Here is a 25,627-nt window from a genome sequence, read left to right on the forward strand (position 1 = left end):
CTTTTTCACTATACAACTTTCACTTCTTCACTATTCACTATTACTTATTACCTAATCGACAAGTTTCGAAAGAGAAGAGTGAAAAGTGAAGAGTTAATAGTGAAAAAGTAAAATCGACAACCTTCTGTCGAAGATTGTCGATTTTTGGTCGGAGTAGCGTTATAGTAATCACGCCGAAAACCGCATAAAATAAGGGTTTTTCGCAGTCATAAACAGTACAAAGGTCTTGATTTCTATGAAGTTTAGTATTTGTGGGGTGTTCATAACCAACCAAAAACATGAGGTAGGAAATTATAAAAAGTTGAAAATTATCATTGTTGCATCATTGCTGAGATAGTTTGTTTTGCTATTTCAACTGCAACATCGTGAGCTATTCCTTCAAGGAAATGGAGAGTGTGATTCCCAATCTTATTTGCAATAGATTTGGTTTTATTCCACACTGTAGGCTCTTTAATGTTTTCAGCAAATTGATGTCCTTTCATCGTTACATCTATTATTAGACAGCTATCTATGTAAGTTTCTGCTTTCGGCTGTTCACAAGAAATCTTTATGTATTCAGATTCTTTTAACTTCAAAACAGAATACATTATGTCCTTCTTTTTGTATTGCTGAAATTCTGCAGATTTGTACATATCATCTAAATCAACAGATTGGCACTTCCAAATATATCCGTTTTCAATATAATCAAGATTATTGATACAATATAGAAGAACATCCCTTAAGCAATCAATATTTATTCGCATAAAACCACTCCTATAACCTAGATTTAATATCTAAATCTCAATTTTTTTCTTGCGTTTTTCTTTTGCACAAATTGGACATCCACGTCCCCTGTTTCTATTGTTTATCATCGCTTGCCATTCATGACCCTCTCTACACTTCCACCATACTTTTTTATTGCTACCAGGCGAAACGTCTGCAGGTGTTAATCCGTTATTCTTTTCATAATACCATTCCATTGCTAAAGTTGGATTAACCGTCTCTAAATCTGTTTCACCTTTAACAGCATAGCGTCCCGAGCAATATGGGCATCCATCTCCACTATTTCTGCTACTTATCGTCGCTTGCCACTCGTGTTCTTTGCTACACTTCCACCAAACTTTTTTGTTGCTGTTAGGTGTTACTTCCGCAGGTGTTAATCCATCGTTTTTTTCACAATTCCATTCTTTTGCTAAAGTTGGATTAACCGTTTCTAAATCATTTTCACCTTTAATGACGTATCGTCCTGCACAATATGGACATCCATTTCCATTATTTCTATTATTTATCGCAGCCTGCCACTCATGTCCTTTTTGACATTTCCACCATGCTTTCTTATTGCTATTAGGCATTAAATTCGTAGGATCTAATCCATTGTTCTTTTCATAATTCCACTCTTTTACTAAGTCAGGATTAACTGTTTGCAAGTCATTATATCCTCTTAAAACTTTTTTACCAGAACAATATGGGCATCCACGTCCGCTGTTTCTATTTGCTATCTCCGCTTGCCATTCGTGTCCTTTTTGGCATTTCCACCATATTTTTTTATGACTTTTTGGCGAAAAATGTTCTGGCTTTAAACTGCCATTCATTTCATAATTCCACTCATTTCCTATTTGCGGATTAGAAAACAAAAGAGAATTCTTCTTTTCTGTAAACACGCGCAAGTTTTCTATGTCAACTACATCTCTTTCCATATCAATACAAACGCAAGCACCAACGATTTCACTTAGAATTACTTCAAGTACTTTTGACAAGTCTCTTTGATTTTCTTGAACAACATAATCTATAGAACTGTCGTTTAACAATGGCAGCCCTTCTCTTATCCTATATAACTTAATCCCGTCTTTTTCACATTTTAAATTTTTCTCTAAATCATTTTTAGTTCTGTTTTTATGCCAAAACCCTCCGTCATATTCAATGGCAACTTTTTTTGACGGAATATAAATGTCTAATTCGTAACCATACTCCCTATACGAATGCATTGCCTCTAAACCGTGTTTTCTAAGGTAATATAATATCGCATATTCCGGAAAAGAAGTTTTTCGTTCAGAATTACACACAGGGCATCCATTTCCATTATTTCTATTATTTATCGTAGCTTGCCACTCGTGTCCTTTCTGACATTGCCACCATACTTTTTTATTGCTGTTAGCCATTATGTCTAGTGGGGTTAATCCGTTGTTCTTTTTATAATTCCATTCTCTTGCTAATATTGGATTAACTGTTTGCAAATCATTTTGGCCTTTAATGGCATATCGCTCCGCACAATATGGACATCCATTTCCATTATTTCTGTTTGAAATCACAGCTTGCCATTCGTGCCCTTTTTGACATTGCCACCATACTTTTTTATTACTATTAGGCATTACATCTGCAGGTGTTAATCCATCGTTTTTTTCATAATTCCATTCTTTTGCTAAAGTTGGATTAACTGCTTGTAAATCATTTTCACCTTTAATACAATATCGCCCTGCGCAATATGGACATCCATTATCGCCATTTCTACTGTTTATCCTCGCTTGCCATTCATGTCCTTGGCTACACGTCCACCATACTTTTTTATTACTATTAGGCATTACTTCATCGGGTGTTAATCCGTCATTTTTTTCATAATTCCATTCTTTTGCTAAAGTTGGATTAACAGTTTCTAAATCATTTTCACCTTTAATAGCATATCGTCCAGAGCAATATGGACATCCATTTCCATTATTTCTGTTTGCAATCACAGCCTGCCACTCGTGTCCTTTTTGACATTTCCACCATACTTTTGCTCCACTACCAACGGTTAATTTTTCGGGATCAAAATTTAATTCTTTATTCTTTTCCCAGTTCCACTCTGCCATCAGTTCGGCATTATCAATTACATATTTCTTTTCTGCCATAACCTCGGCACCTCGCTTTTAAAATTATAACTTATAAATTATACCATAAAATTTTCCAATAGTAAATATGTACTGTTTTATGATAAAAAATAAGAAAGGAGTGATGTTATTTATTTGTTTAATAATTTTAAGTCAGTAAAAATCGACAGGAGAATGTGAGAAAACGTATAAATACTGGGTTTTAAAATCAAGGCGAAGCCTTGTATATCATCAAAACGTTAGTTTTGCATATCATCAGTGGCAAAGCCACTGTATCTCATCAAGCCGATAGAGATATGCACACCTATGGTGTGATGATATACGACGCATAAATGCGGCAATGATATACACGCTATCGCGTGATGATATACCAAGCCTATCGGCTTGAATAAAAAATCCGCCGACAAAGTCGACGGATTTTTGGTCGAGGCGACAGGATTTGAACCTGCGGCCTCTGCGTCCCGAACGCAGCGCTCTACCAAACTGAGCCACGCCTCGACAATATAGCCTATACATTATATATTTTTAGAGCTCTATTGTCAAGGCTTTAACTTAAATTTATTTAATTATATTTAAAGGGTCGAGCTGTACTCCGTTTTTAACCATTTCAAAATGAAGATGAGGCTCTTCTAAAGCTTCTAATTCATTGGTGTTTCCTATTTTTCCTATAACTTTGCCGCTTTTGATTTTTTCACCGATTTCAACGTTTACGCTTTTATCAAGTCCGCAATAAAGACTTTTTATTCCGTCAGCGTGGGAAAGAACGACGGTAACACCCTTAAGCTCATCTGTATATATATCTTCAACAGTTCCTGCCGCACAGGCTTTTACAGAATCGCCTAAGTTTCCTTTTATATCAATACCTGTGTGAATACGCCAATCCTCCATTGTTTTTGAAAAAACAGGAGTAGTTGTAGAAAATACAGCTGAGATATCACCGTTGACAGGCATAATATAGCCAACTGTTTCTTTTGTAGTTTCAGAAGCAGTATTTGAAGAGCTGCTCTCCTGTGAGCTGTTCTGAGAGCTTGAAGAGCTTTGAGTTACATCGTCCTTGGGCTTTACCGTAGGAACAACGCTGTTGCTGTTTTCGTTGTTTTCAAGCTCTTGCTGCTGAGCATTTGAAGATGCAATTTTGTCTGCCTTGTCATCATCAATTCTGTTAAATACACTGCGTGTTGAAAGATAAGTTAAGGATAAAATTGCAGCAAGAGATAAAAGTACTGCTGCGTAAATACCTGTAGTTTTCTTTTTGTTATAATTAGTTTTCAATTTGCCACTTCCTATAAATTATTATTGTGTATGTATTTTTAACCGGAAGCGGCAATTATATTCAAATCATATCAATTATTTCTATGCCTGTATAATACCATTTTAATATTTCTTCGTAGTTTTTTCCTTCAAGAGCAAGGTATTGAGCACCTGTTTGCGACATTCCTACATCGTGTCCGTAGCCGAAAACATTAAAAGTAAAGCTATCATCGTTTGTAACTATTTCAAAATTTGAAGAACGTAAGCCTAAAATGCTTCTTAGCTCACTTCCTTTGAGTTCTGCAGAGCATATTTTGAGGCTTTTAACTCCGCCTGCAGAGCTTCTTACTATATCGCTTATCCATTCCTTGTGATTGTCGGTAAAAGAAATATCAATGCTTTCTTTAAGCTTAATTTTAAATTCTTCAACACTGATTTTAACAGTTGACATATACTGAGGATAGCTTTTATCAAATGAGCTGTCAACGCTTTTAAGATACGGCACTTCATTTCCCCATACATCTTGAGCATCTTCGGTTTTTCCTGCGGAGATAGCAAAAAAAGCAGCATTTATAGGCTCGCCGTCAAAACAGGCAGCTTTTTTATAAACACTTGAAACGGCGTTTTCAACCTTTGCCCATAGCTTTTCAAAATATTCCTCGCCCCATTTTTCCCGTGCCTGAGTTTTGGAAAGATAGGCTTTGCAGTGGGCGGGATTTGTGCAGACAGCGGCTCCCTTATGAGCGGAGTCGAGCTCTTGACTCTGTCCTAAATTATTTATATGATAAAGAGTAAAAGAATAACTTGCAACAGCTTGAGCTTTTAAAGCTTCTTCGTGATACGAGGGCGGCATTTCTGCGGCTACAACAGAGCATATGTATTCAAACATATCTAAAGTTATAACCTCGTCATTATTTAAAACCGAAACTATGTCGTTGCCGTCGGAAAATTCTGATATTACTCCTTCATATTCGTTTATCTGTTGTTTCCATTTGACATAAGAAGCGTTCCAACCTTTCACAATTGAAAAAGGGATAAAAGCGGTTAAAATGCTTCCAATTACGCATAATAAAAGAATTTTTTTGATTTTTTTGAGATTTTCTTTTAACATTGAATTTACAATAATTTGCATTTTTTGAATTCCTTTCTTTCAAAATGGTTGACATTTTTTTGTTTTTAGTATAAAATGAAACAGTAAAGGAGAAATGATACAATGCAAGAGAAAATATCTGATGTAAGTCAGGAATATATAAATAGTTTATGCGATAAATACCGTGATAATTACAGCTTTCCGAAAGTAAATTACGAAAAGCATAATGTCAAAAGAGGACTTCGTAATATTGACGGTACCGGTGTTGTCGCAGGAGTTACCGATATATGTAACGTTCACGGTTATCTTATTAACGAAGGCGAAAGAATGCCTATTGACGGTGAGCTTATTTATAGAGGCATAAATATTAAGGATATTGTGGCAAGCTGTCAAAAAGAAAATCGCTTTGGCTTTGAAGAGGTAATATATCTTTTGCTTATGGGAAGCCTTCCCAGCCAAAAAGAGCTTACTGAATTTAAACACGTTTTGTCAAAAGCAAGCGTATTGCCCGACAATTTTACAGAAGATGTTATAATGCGTATGCCCAGCGCTAATATTATGAATAGTATTCAGCGCAGCGTTTTGGCACTCTATACCTTTGATGCAGATACTGAAAGCCTTAAGCTTGAAAATTTGTTAAGACAAAGCGTTAATATTATAGCTAAATTCCCTGCAATCATAGCAAATGCTTATCAGGCAAAGCGTCGTTTTTATGATAGAGAAAGTATGTTTATTCATTATAATAACCCCGATTTGTCAGTTGCTGAAAACTTTTTATATCTTATGCGTCCTGACAGTAAGTATACCGATGAAGAAGCAAAGCTTTTAGACCTTTGTCTTATTCTGCACGCTGAACACGGCGGCGGTAATAACTCTGCATTTTCTGCAAGAGTTCTCTCTTCTTCGGGAACAGATACATATTCTGCTATTTCTGCAGCGGTAGGCTCTCTTAAGGGACATAAGCACGGCGGCGCAAATGCCAAAGTTACCGAAATGTTCAATTATATAAAGAGAGATGTTAAGGATTGGTCAAATCAAGAGGAAATTGCTGAGTATTTGACTAAGATTATGAAAAAAGAAGCTGGCGACGGCTCAGGCCTTATTTACGGAATGGGTCACGCAGTATATACTATTTCCGACCCAAGAGCTGTTATTCTTAAAGAAAGTGCAAGAAAGCTTGCTCAAAAGCAAGGCTGTTACGATGAATTTTTGCTTATGGAGTCAGTTGAAAAATTAACTCCCGAGGTTTTTGCAAAGGTTAAAAATGAATATAAAACAATCTGTGCAAATGTGGATATGTACTCAGGCTTTGTTTACAGAATGTTAGGTATTCCCGATGAAATTATAACTCCTCTCTTTGCTCTTGCAAGAGTTGTAGGTTGGTGCTCTCACAGAATAGAGGAGATAATAACAGGCGGAAAAATTATAAGACCTGCATATAAGAGCATTTCAAAGGATAAAGAATATATACCTATAGGCGAAAGATAATGAATAAGAACGATAAAGTTATTATTGACATAACGGATATAAGCTCCGAGGGCTTCGGAGTGGGTAAAGTAAATGGCTTTACACTGTTCGTTCCGCAGACTGCTGTGGGGGACAGAGCTGAGGTGCTTGTGGTAAAGCTTAAAAAAAACTATGGCTTCGGTAAGCTTATATCCTTAATAACAAAATCAGATAAAAGAACAGACACAGACTGCGCAACTTTTTCACAATGCGGCGGCTGTGTCTTTCGTCATATATCTTATGATGAAGAGCTAAGGCTTAAAACCAAACGTGTTTCTGATGCTTTTTCAAAAATAGCTTCAATGAATATAAAAGTTCATAGCTGTATGCCGTCAGAAACATATGGATACAGAAATAAAGCAGTTTTCCCCATAGGAAAGCAAAATAAAAAAACAATAACGGGCTTTTATGCGGTAAACAGCCATAGAATAGTGGCTGCAAATAACTGTGAAATTCAAAATCCTGTATTTAATATTATAGCGGCGCAGGTAAGAAAATGGGCAGACAGCTATAATATAAGCGCCTATGATGAAGAAACCCAAAAAGGTGTTTTAAGACATCTGTTTTTGAGAATAGGCGAACAGACAAAAGAGATACTCTGTTGCCTTGTAATCAATGCAGATAGCTTGCCTTATGAAAAAGAGCTTATTTCAATTCTCAATAAATTGAAATTAAACATCGTAGGCGTATGTATAAATATAAATAAAGAAAAAACTAATGTGATTATGGGGAGTAAAGGCAAAGTGCTTTACGGCAGAGATTATATTCTTGATGTTCTTTGCGGGCTTACTTTTAAAATATCTCTTCATTCTTTTTATCAGATAAACAGACAGCAGGCACAGCGTCTTTATCAAAAAGCTTTAGAGCTTGCAAATCCGAATAAAGATAGTATACTTTTGGATATGTACTGCGGAGCAGGCACAATAGGTTTAACAGCGGCAAAAAAATCAAAAAAAATATACGGTATTGAAATTGTTGAAGATGCCATTAAAAATGCACAGGAAAATGCAAAAATAAATGAAATTACAAACGCTGAATTTTATGCAGGAAATTCGTCAATGGGCAAAAAATGGTTAGAACAGCAAAATGTAAAGCCTGACATAATAATTGTTGACCCTCCGAGAAAGGGCTGTGACAGCGCCGTGCTTGAAGATATAAAAGCACTTGCACCTGAGAAAATTGTGTATGTTTCCTGTGACCCTGCTACATTGGCAAGAGATGTAAAAATTCTCTGCGAGGGAGAATATACAGTAAAAGAAGTTTTCCCCTTTGATATGTTCCCCAGAACAGCACACGTCGAGTCCGTCGTGTGTCTGACACGACGACTCGACGTCGATATGCGCCGCTGATGCGTCGCTCGATATAGCCTTCGGCTCGATATGTTGCTTCGCAACTCGATATGCCCTGCGGGGCGAGAAGGAGATGTGATTATGAAATGGTATCATAAAGTTTTGATTTGCATTTGTGTAGTCATTTTTTCCCCGATTATTATTTTAGGGATTTGTACTGCTTCCATTGCATATCTCTTTGAAATGCCCAAAAACAAAAAAGAATATACCAATTCAGAATATTTTAAAGACTTTAACCTGCCATATAAAAGGTATTTGTTATATTCGCCTGAATATAGGTTTTATAATGGTATCAAGAGAAGAAATTTGCCAATAGATTATATGAGACAGGAGTCAAATGGTTTAGAGTATTTTATGTTTGAGAACATATTGTACTTATTCCCTGATTTTGAGCAGATTGATTTCAACGAGGAAAAATCTATTTGGGAAGCAGATTATGACGGACATTGGAACCCTTTTGAAGAAGCATACAATAACTTGGTTTCAAAGATTGACAAAGAAATAGATTCTTCCTGCATAAAACTACTCATTGAAAGAGAAATGTTTCCTAGGACAGATTTGAACGGTATAGATATTCCTGAGTGTATTTTTTTGACTTGGAGTTTTGATTATGCTTTTGAAAATGAAGATTCTTTGTTAAAACTTCGAGTTCCTACAAATGCAAAAGAACTCTTTGAAATGATGAAACAAACTCCTGATCTTTGCGGAGACTATTATGTTGATGGGGACATAAATATAATTTGGAATTTATATGACTCAATTCAAATAGATATTGGGATAGATTCAAGAGAGTGTTACTTAGGGGTTAACAAAAAATCCTTTGGCAAGATTGGAAGCGGAATTACACATTGGCATCCAACTAATTTTGAAATATACGACGAAGTTTGCAAAATTGGTAAGCGCGGAAATGTGCTTGTAATTCGTGCCTTTAAATCAAGCGAAAGCGTCTTATATATGGGAGAAAAAGAAAACTGCCCATATAATAAAGAAAGCAAACAATTGATTGGAAAGCTTTATTATTTAGAAGCAAAATAAATAACAAAAGCGGAGCAAATTGCTCCGCTTTTTTGCTGATATGTTGGGAATTTATCAGGTGGATTATTTCATAAAATTTTTATTTTACAATTTGTTTTTTGGTCTTTAAAACGGTTCTTTGCCTATGCGGTGTACTCTTATTTCGTCTATTACAGCGTTGCCTCTGTTTATTATGAGAAAAGCAACTGTTTCTGCTACTTCTTCTGGCAATATCATTCCGTCGCTTGAGAGGTCAGGTCTTGAGATTTTCACCATATCGGTATAAACTCCGCCGGGGCTTATTATGTGACATCTTATGCCTTCCTTGTAAACCTCTTTTGCCAGGGCTTTTGTCATTCCGTGAACGGCGTGCTTTGAAGCAACATAGGCGCTTTGGCAGGCGTAGGCATTGTGGCCCATATTTGATGATATGTTTATTATTGTTGCCCAATCTGATTTTCTTAAATGAGACAGAGCTGTCTGACAGGAGAAATAAGTACATCTGACATTAAGCTTCATAATATTGTCAAAAACCTCTGCAGGAGTATCTTCAAGCTTAGCGTTGTAAGCCATACCCGCATTGTTGATTACAATATCAACTGAACCGAAATGCTCTGCAATTTTATCTATAAAGGAAAAAAGATAGTTATCGTCAGTTAAATCACCTTGCATTATAAAGGTTTTAACACCGAGCCTTTCAACCTCGTCTTTGGTCTTTTTAAGATTATCTAAGTTTCTTCCGCATAGAGCTAAATTGATGCCTTCCTTTGCAAGCCTTAAAGCTATCGCTTTTCCTATTCCTGTGCCTGCGCCTGTTATAACGGCAACCTTACCCTTTAACATAATAATACCTCCCGAACGGTTTTGCTTTGTTCTTTCAATATTATACTTTGGATAAAAAGGTTTTGTCAATATAAAAATGGGATGTAAAAAAAGCGCAGAACGCATAAAACAAGTAAATAAAGGATTATATATTATCATCTCTTGAAAGAAAGAGCAAAATTTAACAGAAAAACATCTTTTTGCTAATTATTTTAAGAAATATACGTTTTATACTATCTGCCAATTTTGCCCTCGACGTACCTCTGTACGCCGTTGGGTAACCGCCGACAAGGCTTTGTCGGCGCGAAATTGACAGATTCTGCACCTTTTTTCCTATCCCCTAAAAATAGGCTGTAAAAAAACTTTCGTTTTTTTACAGCTCCTATATTATACGGTTTTAACAATGACATCTTCCAATGAACGTTTGGGAACACAAAGAGTGCTATTATCATCTAAATAATATTTAATGTTTTCATTTTTTACTTCAGCTTCCTTAGGACTTTCTGCAGGATAGCCAAGGGCAACAACACAAGAAAGAGTTAAAGCTTCAGGCAATTCTAAAAGCTCGCTGATTTTAGGACGGTCAATAGCGCCCATCCAACAGGCACCTACGCCGTCAGCAAGAGCAGATAAAATAAGGTTTTCCACTGCTGCACCTATATCTATGTCATAGCCATTTTCACGAATTTTTGTATCGGCACACACTGCAATATATGCTGTGGGACGCTCGTTCTCTTTTGGATTGTAATCAGGAGCAAGATATCCTGCCCATTTTACTAAATCAAAGAGCTTTCTGACTGTTTGCTCACTTTGAATTATAATATATTTCAAAGGCTGAAGATTAGCAGCCGACGGAGCAACACGTGCGGCATCAACATAGCTTCTGAGCTGTTCTTGCGAAAGAGGAGTCTGCTTGAATTTTCTGATAGTGCGTCTTGACATTATAATTTCATTTAAGTTCATAATATTTTCTCCGTCAGATTACTGATACAATCAATATAACAATTATAATAACAGGCAAAACATAGCGTAGATACGGCTTTAAAAATTTAGGGAGCTTTATACCTTTGCCTTCATTAACCTCGGCAAAGTAATTATCCCAACCCCATCCGTAGCGTACAGTACAGAATAGCACATAGAAAAGACTTCCCAAGGGCAATAAAATATTTGAAACGGTAAAATCTTCAAGGTCCATAATTCCTTTACCTGCAATTTGAATATCTGACAAAACATTAAAGCCGAGTATACAGGGAAGAGAGAGAAGACAAACCAACAAAATATTTATAAGAGCAATTTTTCTTCTGCTCATATTGGTAAGCTCTAACCAGAAGGAAATAATGTTTTCAAAAACAGCTATAACAGTTGAAAGAGCCGCAAAGGTCATAAAGACAAAGAATAAAGAACCGATAAATCTTCCGCCTGCCATAGAATTGAAAATGCTTGAAAGTGTGGTAAAGAGAAAGCTTGCGCTTACTGTTGATGCATCGGCAGTTACTCCGTTGTTATAAGTAAAGCAAGCAGGGAATATTATAAGTCCTGAAATAAGAGCAACAGATGTATCAAGAGACATAATAGTAATAGCTTCACCGGGCAAGCTTCTGTCCTTATTTATATAGCTTCCGAAAATTGCGATTGAACCTATACCTATACTTAAAGTGAAAAATGACTGTCCCATAGCGGCAGAAACAACAGTCCAAAGACCGTGCTCTTTAATTCCGTCAAGACTTGGAATAAGATAGAATTTCAAGCCTTCCGCGGCTTTTGGAAGAGTGCAGGCATATACTGCAAGACCTATCATAAGCAAAAAGAGAGCAATCATCATAATTTTGGTGATTTTTTCAACACCCTTTTGTAAACCTAAGGAGCAAACACCAAAGCAAAGGATAATAATAGCAAAAGTAGCACCTATCAATAACAAAGGATTGTCAACTACATTATCAAATACAGTCTTTAACTGCTCAGAGGTTGAAAATTCAAGAATTGAGCCGTTTAAATATTTGAAAAAGTAAATAACCATCCACGATGAAATTGTAGTATAAAACATCATAAGAAGATAGTTTCCGGCAATACCTGAATATTTCAGCCAATGCCACTTTTGGCCCTTTTTTTCTAATACATCAAAGGAGGAGGCAATACTTCTTTGACTTGCTCTGCCAACGGCAAGCTCCATTGTCATAATGGGAAGTCCCAAAAGCAATAAAAATATAATATAAATAAGAACAAACAAGCCTCCGCCGTATGCTCCCGTCATAATCGGAAAACGGTATACATTTCCAAGACCGATAGCACAGCCTGCGGAAATAAGTATAAATCCAAGGCGTGATGAAAATTTTTCTCTTTCTTTCATAAAATCACCTATTTTTTTATTGATTTTAATATAATATCATAAATAACGAATAAATTCAAATATTTTTATAGTTTAATTTTGATGCTTTCTTGATTTTTAAAAAATAAATTGATACAATAAAAGACGGTTTTACACTATCAAAAAAGGAAGCTTGTTATGAAAGAAAATTCAGCAGTTAAAAAAGCTGTGCTTATTGGCAGTATGTGTGCGATTTCTTATTTGTCAGTATATTTGGCACGTAATGTTTTAGGTGCGGTTGCACCTCAAATGGAAGAGCTTAAAGTAATTGATAAGACTTTGTCAGGCAATCTTTCGTCGCTGTTCTTTGTTGCCTATGCTATAGGACAGTTGATAAATGGATTGCTTGGAGATAAAATCAAAGCTAAATATATGATTAGCTTTGGATTGCTTTTCTCAGGTGTATGCAATATAGTTTTTGCCCTGTTTGCCCATTTACCGTTTATGGCGTATGCGGCATATGGTATGACCGGCTTTTTTCTTTCTATGATATATGGCCCTATGACTAAAACAGTTGCTGAAAATGTAGACCCGAAGTATGCACCGCGTTGTAGCTTGGGATATAATTTTGCCAGCTTTTTCGGGTCGCCTTTGGCAGGAGTTTTAGCATTTTTATTTGTATGGCAGACTACCTTTTATGTTAGCAGTATTGTGCTGATTGTAATGGGAATTTGTTGCTTTTTGGGCTTTTTGTTTTTTGAAAAACAGGGTATGCTACAGTACCACAAATTTGATAAGCCTAAAAACGAAGGTAGTTTTAAACAATCTGTTGAAGTATTGTTGAAACATAAAATTATAAAATTTACCGTAATCTCTATTGTTACCGGTGTAATCCGTATTACAGTTATTTATTGGCTGACTACATATATTTCTGATTATTTGGGCTTTTCAGCAGATACTGCCGCTATAATTTATACAGTGGCAACTCTTGTTATTTCTGTTGCCGCATTTGTGTCAGTTTTTGTATATGAGAGATTGGGATGCAATATGAACGCTACATTATTGATTGCTTTTAGTGTTGCTGCCGTTTCATTTTTACTTGTATATTTCCTTGCTCAACCGGTACTGAATATTATTTTTATGGTTTTAGGTGTTTTTGCTTCTAACTGTGCTTCTTCTATGCTTTGGAGCTGTTATTGTCCAAGCCTGAGAGATACAGGTATGGTGTCAGGAGCTACGGGCTTTTTGGATTTTGTTAACTATATTACCGCTGCTGTGGCATCGTCTTTGTTTGCTGCAGCTGTAACTACTATTGGATGGGGTCTTTTGATTTTAATCTGGTTTGCTTTAATGACAGTCGGAGTAATAATTTGTTTACCATACAAAAAAATACGGAAATAAGAACCTGACCCGCCTACGTATTAAAAATGCGGGCGAGTACCCCAGAACCTTGTTGTTTTCACAATAAGAACCTGACCCGCCTACGCATTAAAAATGCGGGCAGGAACCCCAGAACCTTGTTGTTTTCACAATGAAAAAAGTCGGTTAGAGTATAAAAAGCTCTAATCGACCGTTTCTTTTATTCAACATAAAGAGCAAAGCGACCAAGGGTATTGTTGCTTTCTCGATAATATATACTCATAAGATGTCGTTTGCTGCGGCAAAGGAAGGCCCGTCATTTCCCATTCCGCCAAGCGTTATAGGGTGTCCTATAACATTTTTTATCTTATTATCGCCTTTGATTGATTATAACATAAAAGAAAATTTTAAATTTTAGCGTTTACCACAGTAAACACTATTTATGCGAAGTTATAGATTTTTAATTTCTTCTTCTGACATTTCAATATATCTATTATCTACAAACATAGTTTCGGTTGAATCTTGTAGCTTTGATATAAGTTTTCTTGTATCAATATCAAATTGCAAGTGTTCATTTTCGCCATAGCTATTTCTTGCCACACAAATAAATTCTCCGGTGCCCCAATTTATATCAAAGCATGTGACAATTCATCGTTTATTATTTTGTAATGTCAATAAAGGGAACAGCGTCGGAACCGTTATAAGTAGGAAGCTTTCCGTCCCATTTCTCTATAGCTGAAAGCTGAGCTTCAATTTTACGAAGTTCAAGAAGTTCTTCTGTGATTTCTTGCTTCTGAAGCTTTAATGCCTCAGCTTCTGCCTGAGCCTGAACAATTTTTTGCTGAGCTTCAATCTGAATTCTTGCAAGGTCCTGCTCTGCCTTTAAAGCCTGTTGCTGAGCTACCTGCTTAGCCTCAATAGCTTTGTCAAATTCATCGGAGAACTCAAAATTTATAACGTTGAAATCGTGGATTATAATACCCTTTGAAGAGATTTTAGAGGTAAGTCCTTCTGTCATAAGGTTTGAAACCTCACTTCTCTTACTTATAAGCTCTTCAGCTGTAAATTGAGCAGTTACCATTTTAACAACCTCTTGAACAGCAGGGTCAATAATAACGGCACGGTAATTTACGCCGACATCTTTGTAAAGAGTAGTTGCCATAGCAGTATCAATAGAAAAGTTTACGGCAATTTTACTTGTAATATTTTGAAGGTCGCGGCTGGGTGCTGTAGAGTCAGCTTCTATTTTTTGAATACGGCAGTCAACGGGAACAATATCCTGAATAAAGGGAATTTTGAAATTCAAGCCCGCAGGAACATATCCGCCTGTTACAGCGCTGAACTGTGTTCTTATTCCTACAAAGCCCGCAGGGATAGTTTTAACGCTTGCAAGAGCAAGAATAATTAGAGCAAGAATAATGATAACTGTTACAATGATTTTTGCTATTTTTTTGGTTGATGGGGTTTTTACGGGAATAACGTTTTCCATTTTTAAAAAGTCCTTTCTATACGGTTAAAATATATAATACTATAAAATAATTATATTACATTGATATTAACATTTTTTAAAAACAATGTCAATAATAGGAAAGCTAAATAAAAAAAGTAAAAAATTGATTATTAGGTATTGACATTTTAAAAAATTTATAGTATTATATTAAGCGTGCCAAAAACATATTGACACGGGCCTTTAGCTCAGTTGGTTAGAGCAACCGGCTCATAACCGGTTGGTCCGGGGTTCGAGTCCCTGAAGGCCCACCAGAAAGAAACACCTTTTGTCTGCGGACAAAAGGTGCTTTTTTTAATCAATATATACTTTTTTTCAGCCAATTTCCTTTTTTGTAAACTATATATGAGAAGATAAAGCTTACGGTCCAACCGGCAGGCAGTCCCCACCAGATTGCCGAATATCCGAAAATAAAGGAAAAAATATAGGCAAAGGAAACACGGACAAGATGGTTCAAAAAGGTTATAAGCATAAAGTTTTTCATATCACCGCCGCCACGGATTGTTCCGTTGGTAACGTTTAGTAAGCCCATTATGAAATAAGAAATCGAAACAACTCTTAAATATTCAACGCCTATTTTAATTGAATCAACATTGGCAGAGCTGTCCATAAAAAGAGCAACAAGGCTTTCTCCGGATAAATAAACAATGCCTGCAATTAAAAGGCCGATGGAGCAAGCCATAATAAAAGAAGTGCGAAGTCCCTTAGGAATACGCTCTTGCTTTTTAGCTCCAATGTGCTGAGCTGCAAAGGTAGACATAGCATTTCCTACGTTTACCATAGGCATTATCGCAACGCCGTCAATTTTAGTTGCGGCAGTATAGCCTGCAACCACAACAGAGCCGTAGCTGTTTACAAGAGATTGAACTAAAATAAGGCCTATTGATACGGTGGATTGTTGAATGACGGAGGGGATAGCAAGCTTTGCTACACTGGAAAGAGTTTGTATGTCAAAATAGGAAAAATCTTTAAATTCCTTGAATTGTCTGAGCTTTGCTAATAAGAATAAGAAAGAAATTAAAGAACATAAAACTTGAGAAATAAGAGTGGCAATAGCTACACCTCTTACACCCATATTGAACTTGACAACAAAAAGAAGGTCTAAAAAAATATTTAGAATAGAAGCTATAATCAAGAAGAAAAGTGTTTTTTTAGACTCTCCCAAAGCGTTGAAAATAGAATTGACAATGTTATACATAAACAGAAAAACCATACCTAAAAAATAGATATTTAAATAGTCTTCCGCATCGTTCATAATATTTTCAGGTGTTTGCATAAGAACAAGAATAGGACGGCAAAGAATAAGTCCTAAAATAGTTAAAATAACACTTATTGCAAAAATTGAAATTAAGGAAGTGTATATTGTAGTTTTCATTCTGCCGAATTCTTTTGCGCCGAAAAGCTGAGAAATCAACACTCCTGAACCTATTCCCGTACCTGTTGCCACAGCAATAAATAAAAAGGTGAGGGAAGCTGTAGTTCCTACAGCCGCCAGAGCATTTGCACCGACAAAGTTTCCTACAATTATGGAATCAGCAAGACTGTAGGCTTGCTGAAAAATATTTCCTAAAATAAGTGGAATTGCAAATAGAAGCAAAGCTTTAGAAGGGCTTCCACTTGTCATAGATCTGCTCAATTTAAAAACCCTCTCAATAAAAACTTATATAATTATATCATACAAATATTTAAAAGACAATTTTAAAAGTATCTTAAAAATAATATCAAAAAGTATAAAAAGTCGTTAAAAGTAACATAGATAATATATATTTTATATCAAAAATAGTCATTATATTAATAAAAAAAGCTTGCCTTTTTAATTTGATTGTGTTATAATATTTCGGTAAAATCGCACATTGGCGGAATTTTTAAGAAGTGCCGCAGGCGTAAAATGCGCTAATTGTTTATATTTCTATATAAACGGGCCCTTAAGAGTAATGAAGCTGGTGGAGGTTAAAAACTATTTTTAGGAGGAAAAAACAATGTCAGTAATTTCTATGAAGCAATTGCTGGAAGCAGGTGTTCATTTCGGACATCAGACAAGAAGATGGAACCCTAAAATGTCAGAGTACATCTTCACAGAAAGAAACGGTATCTATATCATTGACCTTCAGAAGACCGTAAAGAAAATCGAGGAAGCTTATGCTTTCGTTCGTGATATTGCGGCTGAGGGTGGAGAAATCCTTTTTGTAGGTACTAAGAAACAAGCTCAGGACTCTATCAAAGAGGAAGCTGAGAGAATAGGTATGTACTATGTAAACGCTCGTTGGTTGGGCGGCATGCTTACAAACTTCAAAACTATCAGAAAGAGAATAGAACGTCTTGCTCAGTTACACAAGATGGAAGAGGACGGAACCTTTGATTTGCTTCCCAAGAAGGAAGTTGTTAAATTAAAGCTTGAAATCGAAAAGCTCGAGAAATATCTCGGCGGTATTAAAGAAATGAAGAAAATCCCCGCTGTAATGTTTATCGTTGATCCCCGCAAGGAGAGAAACGCAGTTGCAGAGGCAAGAAAGCTTAATATCCCGATCGTTGCTATCGTAGATACAAACTGTGATCCTGATGAGGTTGATTACGTTATCCCCGGAAACGACGACGCAATCAGAGCAGTTAAGCTTATCGCAGGCACAATTGCAAACGCTGTTATCGAAGGCAGACAGGGTGAAGACGCTCCTGAGGCTGATGAAGCTGAAGCTGCTCCCACAGAAGAAGCTGCTGAATAATTAAATTTAAAATTTAGGAGGAATAACAATGGCTTTTACAGCTGCTGATGTTAAAGCATTAAGAGAAAAGACCGGCTGCGGAATGATGGACTGTAAAAAGGCTCTTACCGCCACAGACGGAGATATGGATAAGGCTCTTGAATTTTTAAGAGAAAAAGGACTTGCTGCTGCTGCTAAAAAGGCATCAAGAATTGCTGCAGAAGGTCTTGTAGCTTGCTATATAGAAGGAAATGTAGGCGCTATCGTTGAGGTTAACGCAGAGACTGACTTCGTTGCAAAAAATGCAGAGTTCCAGGCTTTTGTTGACGGTGTTGCAGTAACTGTTGCTAAAGAAAATCCCGCTGATGTTGATGCTCTTAAAAACGTTAAGTTTAACGGTGCTGAGCTTACAGTCGGTGAAGTTCTTACAGAGAAAATTCTTACTATCGGTGAGAATATGAATATTCGTCGTTTCGCTCGTATAGAGGGTACAGTAGTATCTTATATCCACGGCGGCGGCAGAATCGGCGTTATTATGGATTTTGATACAGACGTTGCTGATAAGGCAGAGTTTGTTGATATGGCAAAGAGCCTTTGTATGCAGGTTGCTGCTTTGAACGCTCCTTATCTTGATAAAGAGGCTGTTCCTGCAGATGTTATCGAAAACGAGAAAAACATTCTTATCGCTCAGATTAAAAACGATGCGAAGAATGCGAATAAGCCCGATGCAATCATTGAGAAAATGGTTAGCGGAAGAATTGGTAAGTACTATGAGCAAAACTGCCTTATGCAGCAGGAATATGTTAAGGATTCTTCAATGAGCGTTGAAAAATTCGTTGCTAAAACAGCTGCTGATTTAGGCGGAAGCATCAAGGTTAAATCTTATATCCGCTTTGAAAAGGGCGAAGGTCTCCAGAAGAGAGAAGACGATTTTGCAGCAGAAGTTGCAAATATGGCGAAATAATTAAACCTACAACAAAAAACCTTCCGAAAAATTCGGAAGGTTTTTTTATAGTATCCTGTCCCACAACACACAAAAGAGGGGATGTAAAGTTACAACTTTATTTCAAAAGATATAGGATGAAACTCTTTTGCGAAAACATTTTTTCTGGGCTTAACAGTAACTTTTTTGCTGTTCAACTGTATTTCTCCAATGATATTTAAATGAATCGTTTCGTGTAAATCTGCACGAAGAATTTCGTTTCCAACTGTATCGGTTACGCAAAGCAGGGGAAGGTATTTTCCGTTGTCCAATAATCTTAAATAAATCGTTGCAATGCCCTTGGCAGATTTCTTTTCTTTAAAGTGCATTAACATTTCGGCGCCCTTTTTAGCTTCAACAAGAGCGGGGTCAATAACATCTTTTGCATTAAATAAATTGCATAGAACAAATCTAATTTTATCAATCACAAAAGCTGTGCAATCGGTGTTTTCCAAATTATTGTATTCATTTTGACTTACACCTATGTCGTAATACCTGTACCAAGGATGATATCGGTCTCCCGAATGATTTAACTCGATTGTGCCTTTGGATTTTAATGTTGTGAAATTAAAATATAAATGGTCATATTCACCCAACGAGAAACCATACTCTCTCAATTTCATAACAATACGATGCACAGAAAGATTGAGTGATTTATTTGAAAGTTCTAAAAGATTATCTGTTTCAGAACTTTTATACAATCTAATATCACTTATAACTTTCATTGTCTGCTCCTCAATCTTTCTTTTTGTTATATTATAGCAGAAACACTAAATAATTACAATACATACAAAAATCCGCCTGAATTTGCTTCAGACGGATAGTTTTGCTTTATAAATCTAATTACTTAGGTTATTTAATAGCAGCCTGAGTCGCCAAAGTTTGCAGGGGGAATTATGTACTGGGGCGAAATTGTCGCCCCTTTCTTGCGATTGCCCTCCACATTCATAAGAATGGGAGAGTCGCCGCCGAAGTCACCACGAAGATGCCACCTGAAGCAATCCTTTGAAACCTCGATTTTTTCTACAAAGGCTTCTATAACACTTTCAGGGATATCACCGTTGGTATTAAAGTTTGTGTATTGCTCCAGACTTAATTTTTCTGCCATGAACCTGAAAAATATGCAATTCATAGGTAGAATATGTCTCACCTATATGGATTTTTGCTTGTTTTTTCTTTGATTTTTGCAATTTTAAAAATTCAACTCCAAATCTCGCTTGAGGTTTGGGGTTGTTCGACAGACTACGGTGGCAAGTAACCCTTGCCGTCATTCTATTTAGTGACAGTTATGACCGCAACCGTGATCGCCGCAGGTGTGACCTTCGCCGTGATGGTCGTGATGGTTACATTTTACGTTGGGATTAAATCCAAGCGTACTGCCAAGCGACGCTTTGACTGCGGCATCGCAGGATCCGCTGACTCTGCCGAAAAGTTGAATACCTGCCTCGGCAAGTGCCATCTTTTGATATAAGCTGCAAAAATACGTTACATACAAGCAAATAAGATAGTCCGAAGACTATCTTATTTTTGTCCGTAATATGCATTTTTGCCGTGTTTTCTGTTATAGTGCTTATCTAAAATATAACTGTTTATAGGGGTTACATCTGGATTCAGGGCTTTAGTCTGAATTGCCATTAAAGCAACCTCTTCCATTACAACTGCATTGTGTACGGCGTTAAAGGCATCTTTACCCCAGGAAAAAGGACCGTGGTTGGCAACAACAACTCCAGGAATTGCATTTTCGTCAAGCTTTTTAAAGGTTTCTGTTATTACAAGACCTGTATTTTTCTCGTAATCCTTTTCAACCTCTTCTTCAGTTAATAAACGGGTGCAGGGAATTTCCCCGTAAAAATAATCTGCGTGAGTTGTTCCGTAGGCACAAATTCCGCAAAGTGCCTGTGCAAAGCTTGTGGCATATCTTGAATGTGTATGAACAATGCCGCCGATTTGAGAGAATGCTTTATAAAGCTCTAAGTGAGTAGGAGTATCACTTGACGGATTGAGCTTTCCCTCAACTTTGTTTCCGTCCAAATCTATGATTACCATATCATCAACTGTCATTTTATCATAGTCAACGCCTGACGGCTTTATTATGACAAGTCCTGTTTTTCTGTCTATTGCTGAAACATTACCCCAGGTGAATGTTACTAAGTTATGTTTTGGCAGAAGCATATTAGCTTCAAATACCTTTTGCTTTAATTCTTCTAACATTTCATTCCACTTCCTAACGCATCAACTAATGCTTTAAATAATTCGAATTTTTTCAAATATATACTGTGGCGCTGTAAATCAGGCTTTATAACCTTATCCATTTGTACCATTTTCTTTGCCGCTGTTTTGTAATCAGGATGTTCCCCCGCACAGACAGCTGCCGCAATAGCACAGCCTAAGGTGCCTAATTCTTTAACTGTCACAACCTCTAAAGGAATACCTATAACATCGGCAAACATCTGAAGCCAGACGTCAGATTTCGTAACTCCCCCTGCTATACGTATACTTTCAGGCTTTTCTCTCAATTTCAGCAGTCTTTCAATATGCACCATATGTGAAAAGGCAACGCCCTCAAAAACAGCTGTAAGCAAATGTTCTTTTTTGCTCGCAGTTTCAAGACCTAAAAAGGCGCCGTGGGGATAGTCGGCATTTGAGCCGTATAAAAAGGGAATAAATAAGGCTTTTGAGTCCTGGGGCTTTGTTTTTGAAACAAGCTCATCTATATATTTATAGACAGATGTGCCGTTAGCCTTACACTCTTCCTTTTCCTTTGTGAGCATTGTGTCAATTACCCACTCTAAATTTCCCGCTGATGTGGGACTGCTTTCTTCAATAAGATAATATTCGGGAATACAGAACAAAGAATTTAAGGTTGTTGAGTCGGGCTTGATAGGAGCTTTTGAGATATATTCGTTAATACTCCAGGTGCCTGTAATAACGCAAAGCTGTTCTTCACGGCTTACATCCATAGCAATAGCGCAGGCATCTATGTCAAACATACCGCCGCAAACAAGAGTGCCTTCCTTTAGTCCTGTTTTTTCTGCGACTTGTTTAGTTACAGTACCGCAAAAATCATAGGAGCTTTTAAGGGGAGGCAGACATTCATATAAATCTTCAAGACCCATAAGAGCTAAAAGCTCTTTGTCAAAGGCTTTTGTTTTTAAATTCATAAGACAGGTGCCTGAATAATCTGTCATTTCGGCAAAAGCCTTTTCTGTCAGCATAAAACGGATAAAATCCTTAGCTTCAAAAATCCATTTGATATTGCTAAGAACCTCGGGCTTATTTTCTTTAAGCCACGCTGAAATTGAAACAGGCTGACAGTCTAAAATATTTTGAAGAGTTTTTTCCTTTACCTTTTCAAAAACGCCGCTTTCCTTCCATTTTTTCACATAGGGTGCGCCTCTGTGGTCGGTGGAGGCTATGGCATTATAGGCGGGCTTGTTGTCCTTGCCCCAAAGATAAAGGCCTTTTCCGTGTCCTGTACAGCCGATGCCAATGATTAAAGAAGCATCAATTCCTGATTTTTCAATAGCTTTTGAGATAGCTTTACAGGTCGTTTCCCAAAGAACCATCATATCTCTTTCCTGAAAGCCTTCTTTTGTGGAAATTACAGGTGTATTTTCAGAGGCAACAGCAATTTCTTTTCCATCTGAGTCAAAAATTGCCGCCTTTGTCATTGTGCCGCCGTTGTCAATGCCCATAAAATATTTTTTCAATCAATTCACCGCCCTTTGATTTTTGTCCAAATAAGGACGTAAATAATCGTGGCTTTGACGAAGCACCTGCTCCCAGTTTTCCTTACCGTCATACCAAAATTCAGCAGTATACATTGTAACGCCCTGTGATTTTAAAACATCTGTTACCATTTTAAAATCCACTCTGCCCTCACCGAATTTCATATCACGGAAAACATTGGGTACAGTTTCCTTAAGGTGTGCCGCTACGATATGTCCCTTGCCGCTTCTTATATCCTTGGCTACGTGGTCTGTTGCATTGGTTACGTTTCCCATATCGGGATAAACCTTTAAATATGGAGAAGCTATACTGTCAACATAGTACATAGCCTTTTCAATAGTATTGAGAAAATCATTTTCCATAGTTTCAAGAGCAAGTATTACACCTCGGGACGCTGCCATTTCTGCACTTTTTTGCAAATTGCAGAAAAATCTTTCCCTTGTAGAAGGAGTAGAAACCTCGTTGTAGTATATATCGTAACCTGCAAGCTGAATAATGCGGATGCCTAAATCGTAGGAAAGCTCGATAGCCTTTTCCATTATTTCCATACTGCGTGCTTCAATTTCGGGAATACCGCTTCCCAAGGGGTATTTTCTGTGTCCGCTAAGGCACATAGTATTGATATAAAAGCCCACATCTCTTGTAAGCTGTAACAGCTCTTTTCTTTCCTGTGCTGTCCAGTTAAGACGGGCAAGACGTGTATCTGTTTCGTCTACGCTGATTTCCAATGCATCAAAGCCTGCCTTTTGTCCTGCTGTTAGCTTTTCTTTCCAGGACAATTCGTTGGGCATTGATTTTTCATAAAGACCAAGTGTACATCCTTTCAAAAATATCACTCCTAAAAATACTCGTTAATTCATTGTAGGTACATTTTCGTTGTTGGGGAAATGCTTGAGCAGTACCAAAGGCTCACAGCTGCTTTTGTTTGTAATTTCAACGCCCTTTGTTGCTGCATCATAGGAAACGAAGAACTCATCCTGACTTAATTGACCGAAACGAAGCATTGTAGCACACGCACATTCGTATTTTCCGATTGTGCCGAAGCCCTGTACTAAAATACAGCCGTAAGAGGTATTGTCCTTTATCACAACGGTTTTACCGGGTGCAACCGTAAGCTCTTTTGCCGCTATATACTCGTTTCCGTATGCTATCCACTTTTCAGTGTAGCTTTCGTTTTGTATAATTGTTATAGGAGGACGGAAATATGTCTTTTTGTAATGGGGGTCTACATTTTTATCCCAATCCAAAAGGTCAATAACATAGTCCAAATCTCTCATTTTGTCCTCAGGACAGTTTTCTGTCAAAAAACTGTAATCGTAAATTTCGCCGTCGCAGATATTCTCATATACAGAGTTTACATCGGAATTCCATTGAGGTTCGTAGGTGAGATAGGAGCCGGGTGCGTGAATTACTCCGGGAGGAGTATACCAGCCTGTACCAAGCTCAATGCGATATGCTCTTGAAAGCTCAGTTATACGGATATCACGGTTTTCGTAATCCTTAAGCCTTTCCTTTACATCTTCTTTTGTTACATCTGGGTCAAAACCGAAATAGGTGTGCGGGAATTTGCCGCTGTAATTATTATACTGAGGCGGATAATAATAAGCCTCAGGCTTACCTATTTTGCCTACACGGGCAGCAGCTTCAAAATCAAGGTGTAAATGGTGGAAAAGAGGGCCCTCATAGTCAAAAAATTTTGAATACATAGGCCATGTTCCGTATTTATCAAATAAAGGAGCGCCTATTAAATCGGCTTTTAAGGTATCAACAAATTCCTTAAGAGATATTTTGTGCTCTATGTTTGAGTCAATGTTTACATAGCTTATACCTTCATCTGCTGCCGCATCTTCACCGTTCATAGCACAGATTACAGATGAAAACCATCTTTCCTTGATAGAGCCTCTTTTTGTACCGAGAGCAAAATAATCGTCGGGATGAAGCTTGAGTCTATGTCCTGCAGAGCCAAATCTTCTTGGTACAAATACGGGGATTAAATTTAAAATTCCGCCGTTCTCTTCTAAATATTTTTTCATTTCCTTTTTATTCATATACTTCACCGCTTTCCTAAATTTTAAGATTATATTTTCAGTATATATAAGGCAGGATATCAAAAAAATATATATTTAGGATTTAATGATGGACAAAACGGATATTTTATGATACAGTAACTAAGGAAAGAGGTGTGTTTTTTTATGAAAATCAACTATGTCGGCCGCTTGTTTGACAACACTTACGTAGTTCATCTTCACAATCACGAGCTTTGGGAGGTAGTGTATTATACACACGGCAAAGGGAATGTACAAATAGGTGATGAAATCATCCCCTTTGAAAAAGGGGATATATTTGTAATTCCGCCCAATATAAAGCATACGGATTATTCGGATACGGGCTTTAAAAATTATCACTATACATTTTTGGATTTTGAGATGTCTGTTATATCATTTTTAAAGCTTCACGATACTGAAAATGAGGATTTTTTACGTATATTAAAGCAGCTTTATTTAGAGTATCATCTCAAGCGTGAAAACTGGGACAATATAGTAGATTCCATTTATCAGGTGCTGCACCAGTATATTATTTCTCTTTCTAATATTCCTCATCTGAACGCCTATATTTCAAAGGCTGTTAAGGCTATTATTTCCAACATAGGAAACAGTAAATTCAATCTTGAAGAAATGATAGCCGATATTCCTTTAAACAATGACTATTTCCGCAAGCTTTTTCAACAGCAGATAGGAAAAACTCCGTTACAGTTTTTAACGGAGAAGCGGATTGAATATGCAAAGCAGCTTTTGCGCACAAGAAAAATTTCAAGACTTTCCGTCAAGGAAATTGCGTGGCGGTCGGGCTATTCGGATTACTATTATTTTTCAAGAGTTTTTAAAAAGCAAACAGGCTTCTCTCCGAGCAATTGGAAAAGCGAAGCCTCGGGAATGTAAAAAAAGCAAGAACGAAATTTTTTCGTTCTTGCTTCAGGGTGTCGAAAAACCTTTCGACACCCTGTGAGACTGTCCAAAAAGAGTGCAGATTTCGTCAATCCGTTTTCGTCGGCGTACATATAGGGTAGAGCAAATAATTCAAACTCGTTTTAAAAAGGCGGATTTTCGCTCATTCTACGTTAAAATACTCGTTAATCCATTGAGGATTAACTCCGTTTTATGCCTTGTCTGA

The 25,627-nt window shown here is 37.0% G+C and carries 22 protein-coding genes, 2 tRNA genes and 1 pseudogene; 8 read left to right on the top strand and 17 right to left on the bottom strand.

Features of this window, described 5'->3' with window-relative positions; translation table 11 throughout:
* Window positions 1-311 precede the first annotated feature (311 nt).
* The 5 genes from E7480_06990 to spoIID form a co-directional block, all read right to left on the bottom strand.
* Window positions 312-743 carry a DUF2513 domain-containing protein gene (locus tag E7480_06990; protein MBE6904339.1) on the bottom strand — a complete coding sequence of 144 codons (432 nt, stop codon included), beginning with the start codon at window positions 741-743 and terminating at the stop codon, window positions 312-314.
* Window positions 744-773: 30 nt separating this feature from the next.
* Window positions 774-2,864, bottom strand: coding sequence for a hypothetical protein (locus tag E7480_06995; GenBank protein ID MBE6904340.1), 2,091 nt, complete (start codon window positions 2,862-2,864; stop codon window positions 774-776).
* 400 nt (window positions 2,865-3,264) lie between these two features.
* Window positions 3,265-3,341, bottom strand: a tRNA-Pro gene (locus E7480_07000).
* 60 nt (window positions 3,342-3,401) lie between these two features.
* Window positions 3,402-4,115, bottom strand: coding sequence for a M23 family metallopeptidase (locus E7480_07005; GenBank protein ID MBE6904341.1), 714 nt, complete (start codon window positions 4,113-4,115; stop codon window positions 3,402-3,404).
* A 61-nt stretch (window positions 4,116-4,176) separates the two neighbouring features.
* On the bottom strand, window positions 4,177-5,226 hold the full coding sequence (gene spoIID, locus E7480_07010; protein ID MBE6904342.1) for a stage II sporulation protein D: 1,050 nt from the start codon (window positions 5,224-5,226) through the stop codon (window positions 4,177-4,179).
* A gap of 81 nt (window positions 5,227-5,307) precedes the next feature.
* On the opposite strand from spoIID, the gene E7480_07015 reads away from it, so the two are divergent.
* From E7480_07015 to E7480_07025, 3 genes are all read left to right on the top strand, one after another.
* Window positions 5,308-6,672 (top strand): citrate/2-methylcitrate synthase, encoded by a 1,365-nt coding sequence (locus E7480_07015; GenBank protein ID MBE6904343.1) that lies wholly within the window; start codon window positions 5,308-5,310, stop codon window positions 6,670-6,672.
* The gene (gene rlmD / locus E7480_07020; GenBank protein MBE6904344.1) at window positions 6,672-8,039 is read left to right on the top strand and encodes a 23S rRNA (uracil(1939)-C(5))-methyltransferase RlmD; all 1,368 of its coding nucleotides are present in this window, start codon (window positions 6,672-6,674) and stop codon (window positions 8,037-8,039) included. Before E7480_07015 ends, rlmD begins: the two co-directional genes overlap by 1 nt.
* 81 nt (window positions 8,040-8,120) lie before the next feature.
* Window positions 8,121-9,074 carry a hypothetical protein gene (locus E7480_07025; GenBank protein MBE6904345.1) on the top strand — a complete coding sequence of 318 codons (954 nt, stop codon included), beginning with the start codon at window positions 8,121-8,123 and terminating at the stop codon, window positions 9,072-9,074.
* 105 nt (window positions 9,075-9,179) lie between these two features.
* On the opposite strand, the gene E7480_07030 is transcribed toward E7480_07025, so the two are convergent.
* The 3 genes from E7480_07030 to E7480_07040 all read right to left on the bottom strand — a co-directional run bounded on the left by E7480_07030 (window position 9,180) and on the right by E7480_07040 (window position 12,222).
* On the bottom strand, window positions 9,180-10,034 hold the full coding sequence (locus tag E7480_07030; protein ID MBE6904346.1) for an SDR family oxidoreductase: 855 nt from the start codon (window positions 10,032-10,034) through the stop codon (window positions 9,180-9,182).
* 228 nt (window positions 10,035-10,262) lie between these two features.
* Window positions 10,263-10,838: a nitroreductase gene (locus tag E7480_07035; protein ID MBE6904347.1), complete on the bottom strand. Its 576-nt coding sequence runs from the start codon at window positions 10,836-10,838 to the stop codon at window positions 10,263-10,265.
* A gap of 13 nt (window positions 10,839-10,851) precedes the next feature.
* On the bottom strand, window positions 10,852-12,222 hold the full coding sequence (locus E7480_07040) for a sodium-dependent transporter (protein ID MBE6904348.1): 1,371 nt from the start codon (window positions 12,220-12,222) through the stop codon (window positions 10,852-10,854).
* A gap of 156 nt (window positions 12,223-12,378) precedes the next feature.
* Here E7480_07040 and E7480_07045 point away from each other — a divergent pair, with 156 nt between their 5' ends.
* Entirely contained in the window at window positions 12,379-13,581 is a 1,203-nt protein-coding gene (locus tag E7480_07045; GenBank protein MBE6904349.1) for an MFS transporter, read from the top strand.
* Window positions 13,582-14,197: 616 nt separating this feature from the next.
* On the opposite strand, the gene E7480_07050 is transcribed toward E7480_07045, so the two are convergent.
* Complete coding sequence (locus E7480_07050; protein ID MBE6904350.1) at window positions 14,198-15,028, bottom strand: prohibitin family protein; 831 nt, start codon at window positions 15,026-15,028, stop codon at window positions 14,198-14,200.
* A gap of 195 nt (window positions 15,029-15,223) precedes the next feature.
* Here E7480_07050 and E7480_07055 point away from each other — a divergent pair.
* Window positions 15,224-15,300 (top strand) — tRNA-Met (locus E7480_07055).
* A gap of 44 nt (window positions 15,301-15,344) precedes the next feature.
* Here E7480_07055 and E7480_07060 read toward each other — a convergent pair.
* Window positions 15,345-16,682 carry an MATE family efflux transporter gene (locus tag E7480_07060; GenBank protein ID MBE6904351.1) on the bottom strand — a complete coding sequence of 446 codons (1,338 nt, stop codon included), beginning with the start codon at window positions 16,680-16,682 and terminating at the stop codon, window positions 15,345-15,347.
* A 343-nt stretch (window positions 16,683-17,025) separates the two neighbouring features.
* On the opposite strand from E7480_07060, the gene rpsB reads away from it, so the two are divergent.
* On the top strand, window positions 17,026-17,766 hold the full coding sequence (gene rpsB / locus E7480_07065; protein ID MBE6904352.1) for a 30S ribosomal protein S2: 741 nt from the start codon (window positions 17,026-17,028) through the stop codon (window positions 17,764-17,766).
* 28 nt (window positions 17,767-17,794) lie between these two features.
* Window positions 17,795-18,709, top strand: a complete 915-nt coding sequence (locus E7480_07070) for an elongation factor Ts (GenBank protein MBE6904353.1) — start codon at window positions 17,795-17,797, stop codon at window positions 18,707-18,709.
* An 89-nt stretch (window positions 18,710-18,798) separates the two neighbouring features.
* On the opposite strand, the gene E7480_07075 is transcribed toward E7480_07070, so the two are convergent.
* The 7 genes and pseudogenes from E7480_07075 to E7480_07105 all read right to left on the bottom strand — a co-directional run bounded on the left by E7480_07075 (window position 18,799) and on the right by E7480_07105 (window position 24,504).
* Window positions 18,799-19,452 carry a hypothetical protein gene (locus tag E7480_07075; GenBank protein MBE6904354.1) on the bottom strand — a complete coding sequence of 218 codons (654 nt, stop codon included), beginning with the start codon at window positions 19,450-19,452 and terminating at the stop codon, window positions 18,799-18,801.
* Between the two features lie 131 nt (window positions 19,453-19,583).
* Entirely contained in the window at window positions 19,584-19,835 is a 252-nt protein-coding gene (locus E7480_07080) for a hypothetical protein (protein ID MBE6904355.1), read from the bottom strand.
* Between the two features lie 168 nt (window positions 19,836-20,003).
* Window positions 20,004-20,189: pseudogene (locus E7480_07085) on the bottom strand (DNA-binding protein).
* Window positions 20,190-20,248: 59 nt separating this feature from the next.
* Complete coding sequence (gene araD / locus E7480_07090) at window positions 20,249-20,938, bottom strand: L-ribulose-5-phosphate 4-epimerase (protein ID MBE6904356.1); 690 nt, start codon at window positions 20,936-20,938, stop codon at window positions 20,249-20,251.
* Window positions 20,932-22,437, bottom strand: a complete 1,506-nt coding sequence (locus E7480_07095) for a carbohydrate kinase (GenBank protein MBE6904357.1) — start codon at window positions 22,435-22,437, stop codon at window positions 20,932-20,934. Before E7480_07095 ends, araD begins: the two co-directional genes overlap by 7 nt.
* Window positions 22,438-23,283, bottom strand: coding sequence for an L-ribulose-5-phosphate 3-epimerase (locus E7480_07100; protein MBE6904358.1), 846 nt, complete (start codon window positions 23,281-23,283; stop codon window positions 22,438-22,440). It lies immediately after the preceding gene.
* Between the two features lie 24 nt (window positions 23,284-23,307).
* Entirely contained in the window at window positions 23,308-24,504 is a 1,197-nt protein-coding gene (locus tag E7480_07105; GenBank protein ID MBE6904359.1) for a hypothetical protein, read from the bottom strand.
* A gap of 144 nt (window positions 24,505-24,648) precedes the next feature.
* Here E7480_07105 and E7480_07110 point away from each other — a divergent pair, with 144 nt between their 5' ends.
* On the top strand, window positions 24,649-25,395 hold the full coding sequence (locus E7480_07110; protein ID MBE6904360.1) for a helix-turn-helix domain-containing protein: 747 nt from the start codon (window positions 24,649-24,651) through the stop codon (window positions 25,393-25,395).
* The last annotated feature ends 232 nt before the right edge of the window (window positions 25,396-25,627 follow it).

It is taken from the genome of Oscillospiraceae bacterium (genome assembly GCA_015067255.1).
GTDB lineage: Bacteria > Bacillota > Clostridia > Oscillospirales > SIG519 > SIG519.

Excerpts from the sequence above, each read along its gene's own strand:
- E7480_06990 (MBE6904339.1), bottom strand. The coding sequence starts at position 743 with ATGCGAATAAATATTGATTGCTTAAGGGATGTTCTTCTATATTGTATC.
- E7480_06995 (MBE6904340.1), bottom strand. The coding sequence starts at position 2,864 with ATGGCAGAAAAGAAATATGTAATTGATAATGCCGAACTGATGGCAGAG.
- spoIID (MBE6904342.1), bottom strand. The coding sequence starts at position 5,226 with ATGCAAATTATTGTAAATTCAATGTTAAAAGAAAATCTCAAAAAAATC.
- E7480_07015 (MBE6904343.1), top strand. The coding sequence starts at position 5,308 with ATGCAAGAGAAAATATCTGATGTAAGTCAGGAATATATAAATAGTTTA.
- rlmD (MBE6904344.1), top strand. The coding sequence starts at position 6,672 with ATGAATAAGAACGATAAAGTTATTATTGACATAACGGATATAAGCTCC.
- E7480_07025 (MBE6904345.1), top strand. The coding sequence starts at position 8,121 with ATGAAATGGTATCATAAAGTTTTGATTTGCATTTGTGTAGTCATTTTT.
- E7480_07030 (MBE6904346.1), bottom strand. The coding sequence starts at position 10,034 with ATGATAATATATAATCCTTTATTTACTTGTTTTATGCGTTCTGCGCTT.
- E7480_07035 (MBE6904347.1), bottom strand. The coding sequence starts at position 10,838 with ATGAACTTAAATGAAATTATAATGTCAAGACGCACTATCAGAAAATTC.
- E7480_07040 (MBE6904348.1), bottom strand. The coding sequence starts at position 12,222 with ATGAAAGAAAGAGAAAAATTTTCATCACGCCTTGGATTTATACTTATT.
- E7480_07045 (MBE6904349.1), top strand. The coding sequence starts at position 12,379 with ATGAAAGAAAATTCAGCAGTTAAAAAAGCTGTGCTTATTGGCAGTATG.
- E7480_07050 (MBE6904350.1), bottom strand. The coding sequence starts at position 15,028 with ATGGAAAACGTTATTCCCGTAAAAACCCCATCAACCAAAAAAATAGCA.
- rpsB (MBE6904352.1), top strand. The coding sequence starts at position 17,026 with ATGTCAGTAATTTCTATGAAGCAATTGCTGGAAGCAGGTGTTCATTTC.
- E7480_07070 (MBE6904353.1), top strand. The coding sequence starts at position 17,795 with ATGGCTTTTACAGCTGCTGATGTTAAAGCATTAAGAGAAAAGACCGGC.
- E7480_07075 (MBE6904354.1), bottom strand. The coding sequence starts at position 19,452 with ATGAAAGTTATAAGTGATATTAGATTGTATAAAAGTTCTGAAACAGAT.
- E7480_07080 (MBE6904355.1), bottom strand. The coding sequence starts at position 19,835 with ATGGCAGAAAAATTAAGTCTGGAGCAATACACAAACTTTAATACCAAC.
- araD (MBE6904356.1), bottom strand. The coding sequence starts at position 20,938 with ATGTTAGAAGAATTAAAGCAAAAGGTATTTGAAGCTAATATGCTTCTG.
- E7480_07105 (MBE6904359.1), bottom strand. The coding sequence starts at position 24,504 with ATGAATAAAAAGGAAATGAAAAAATATTTAGAAGAGAACGGCGGAATT.
- E7480_07110 (MBE6904360.1), top strand. The coding sequence starts at position 24,649 with ATGAAAATCAACTATGTCGGCCGCTTGTTTGACAACACTTACGTAGTT.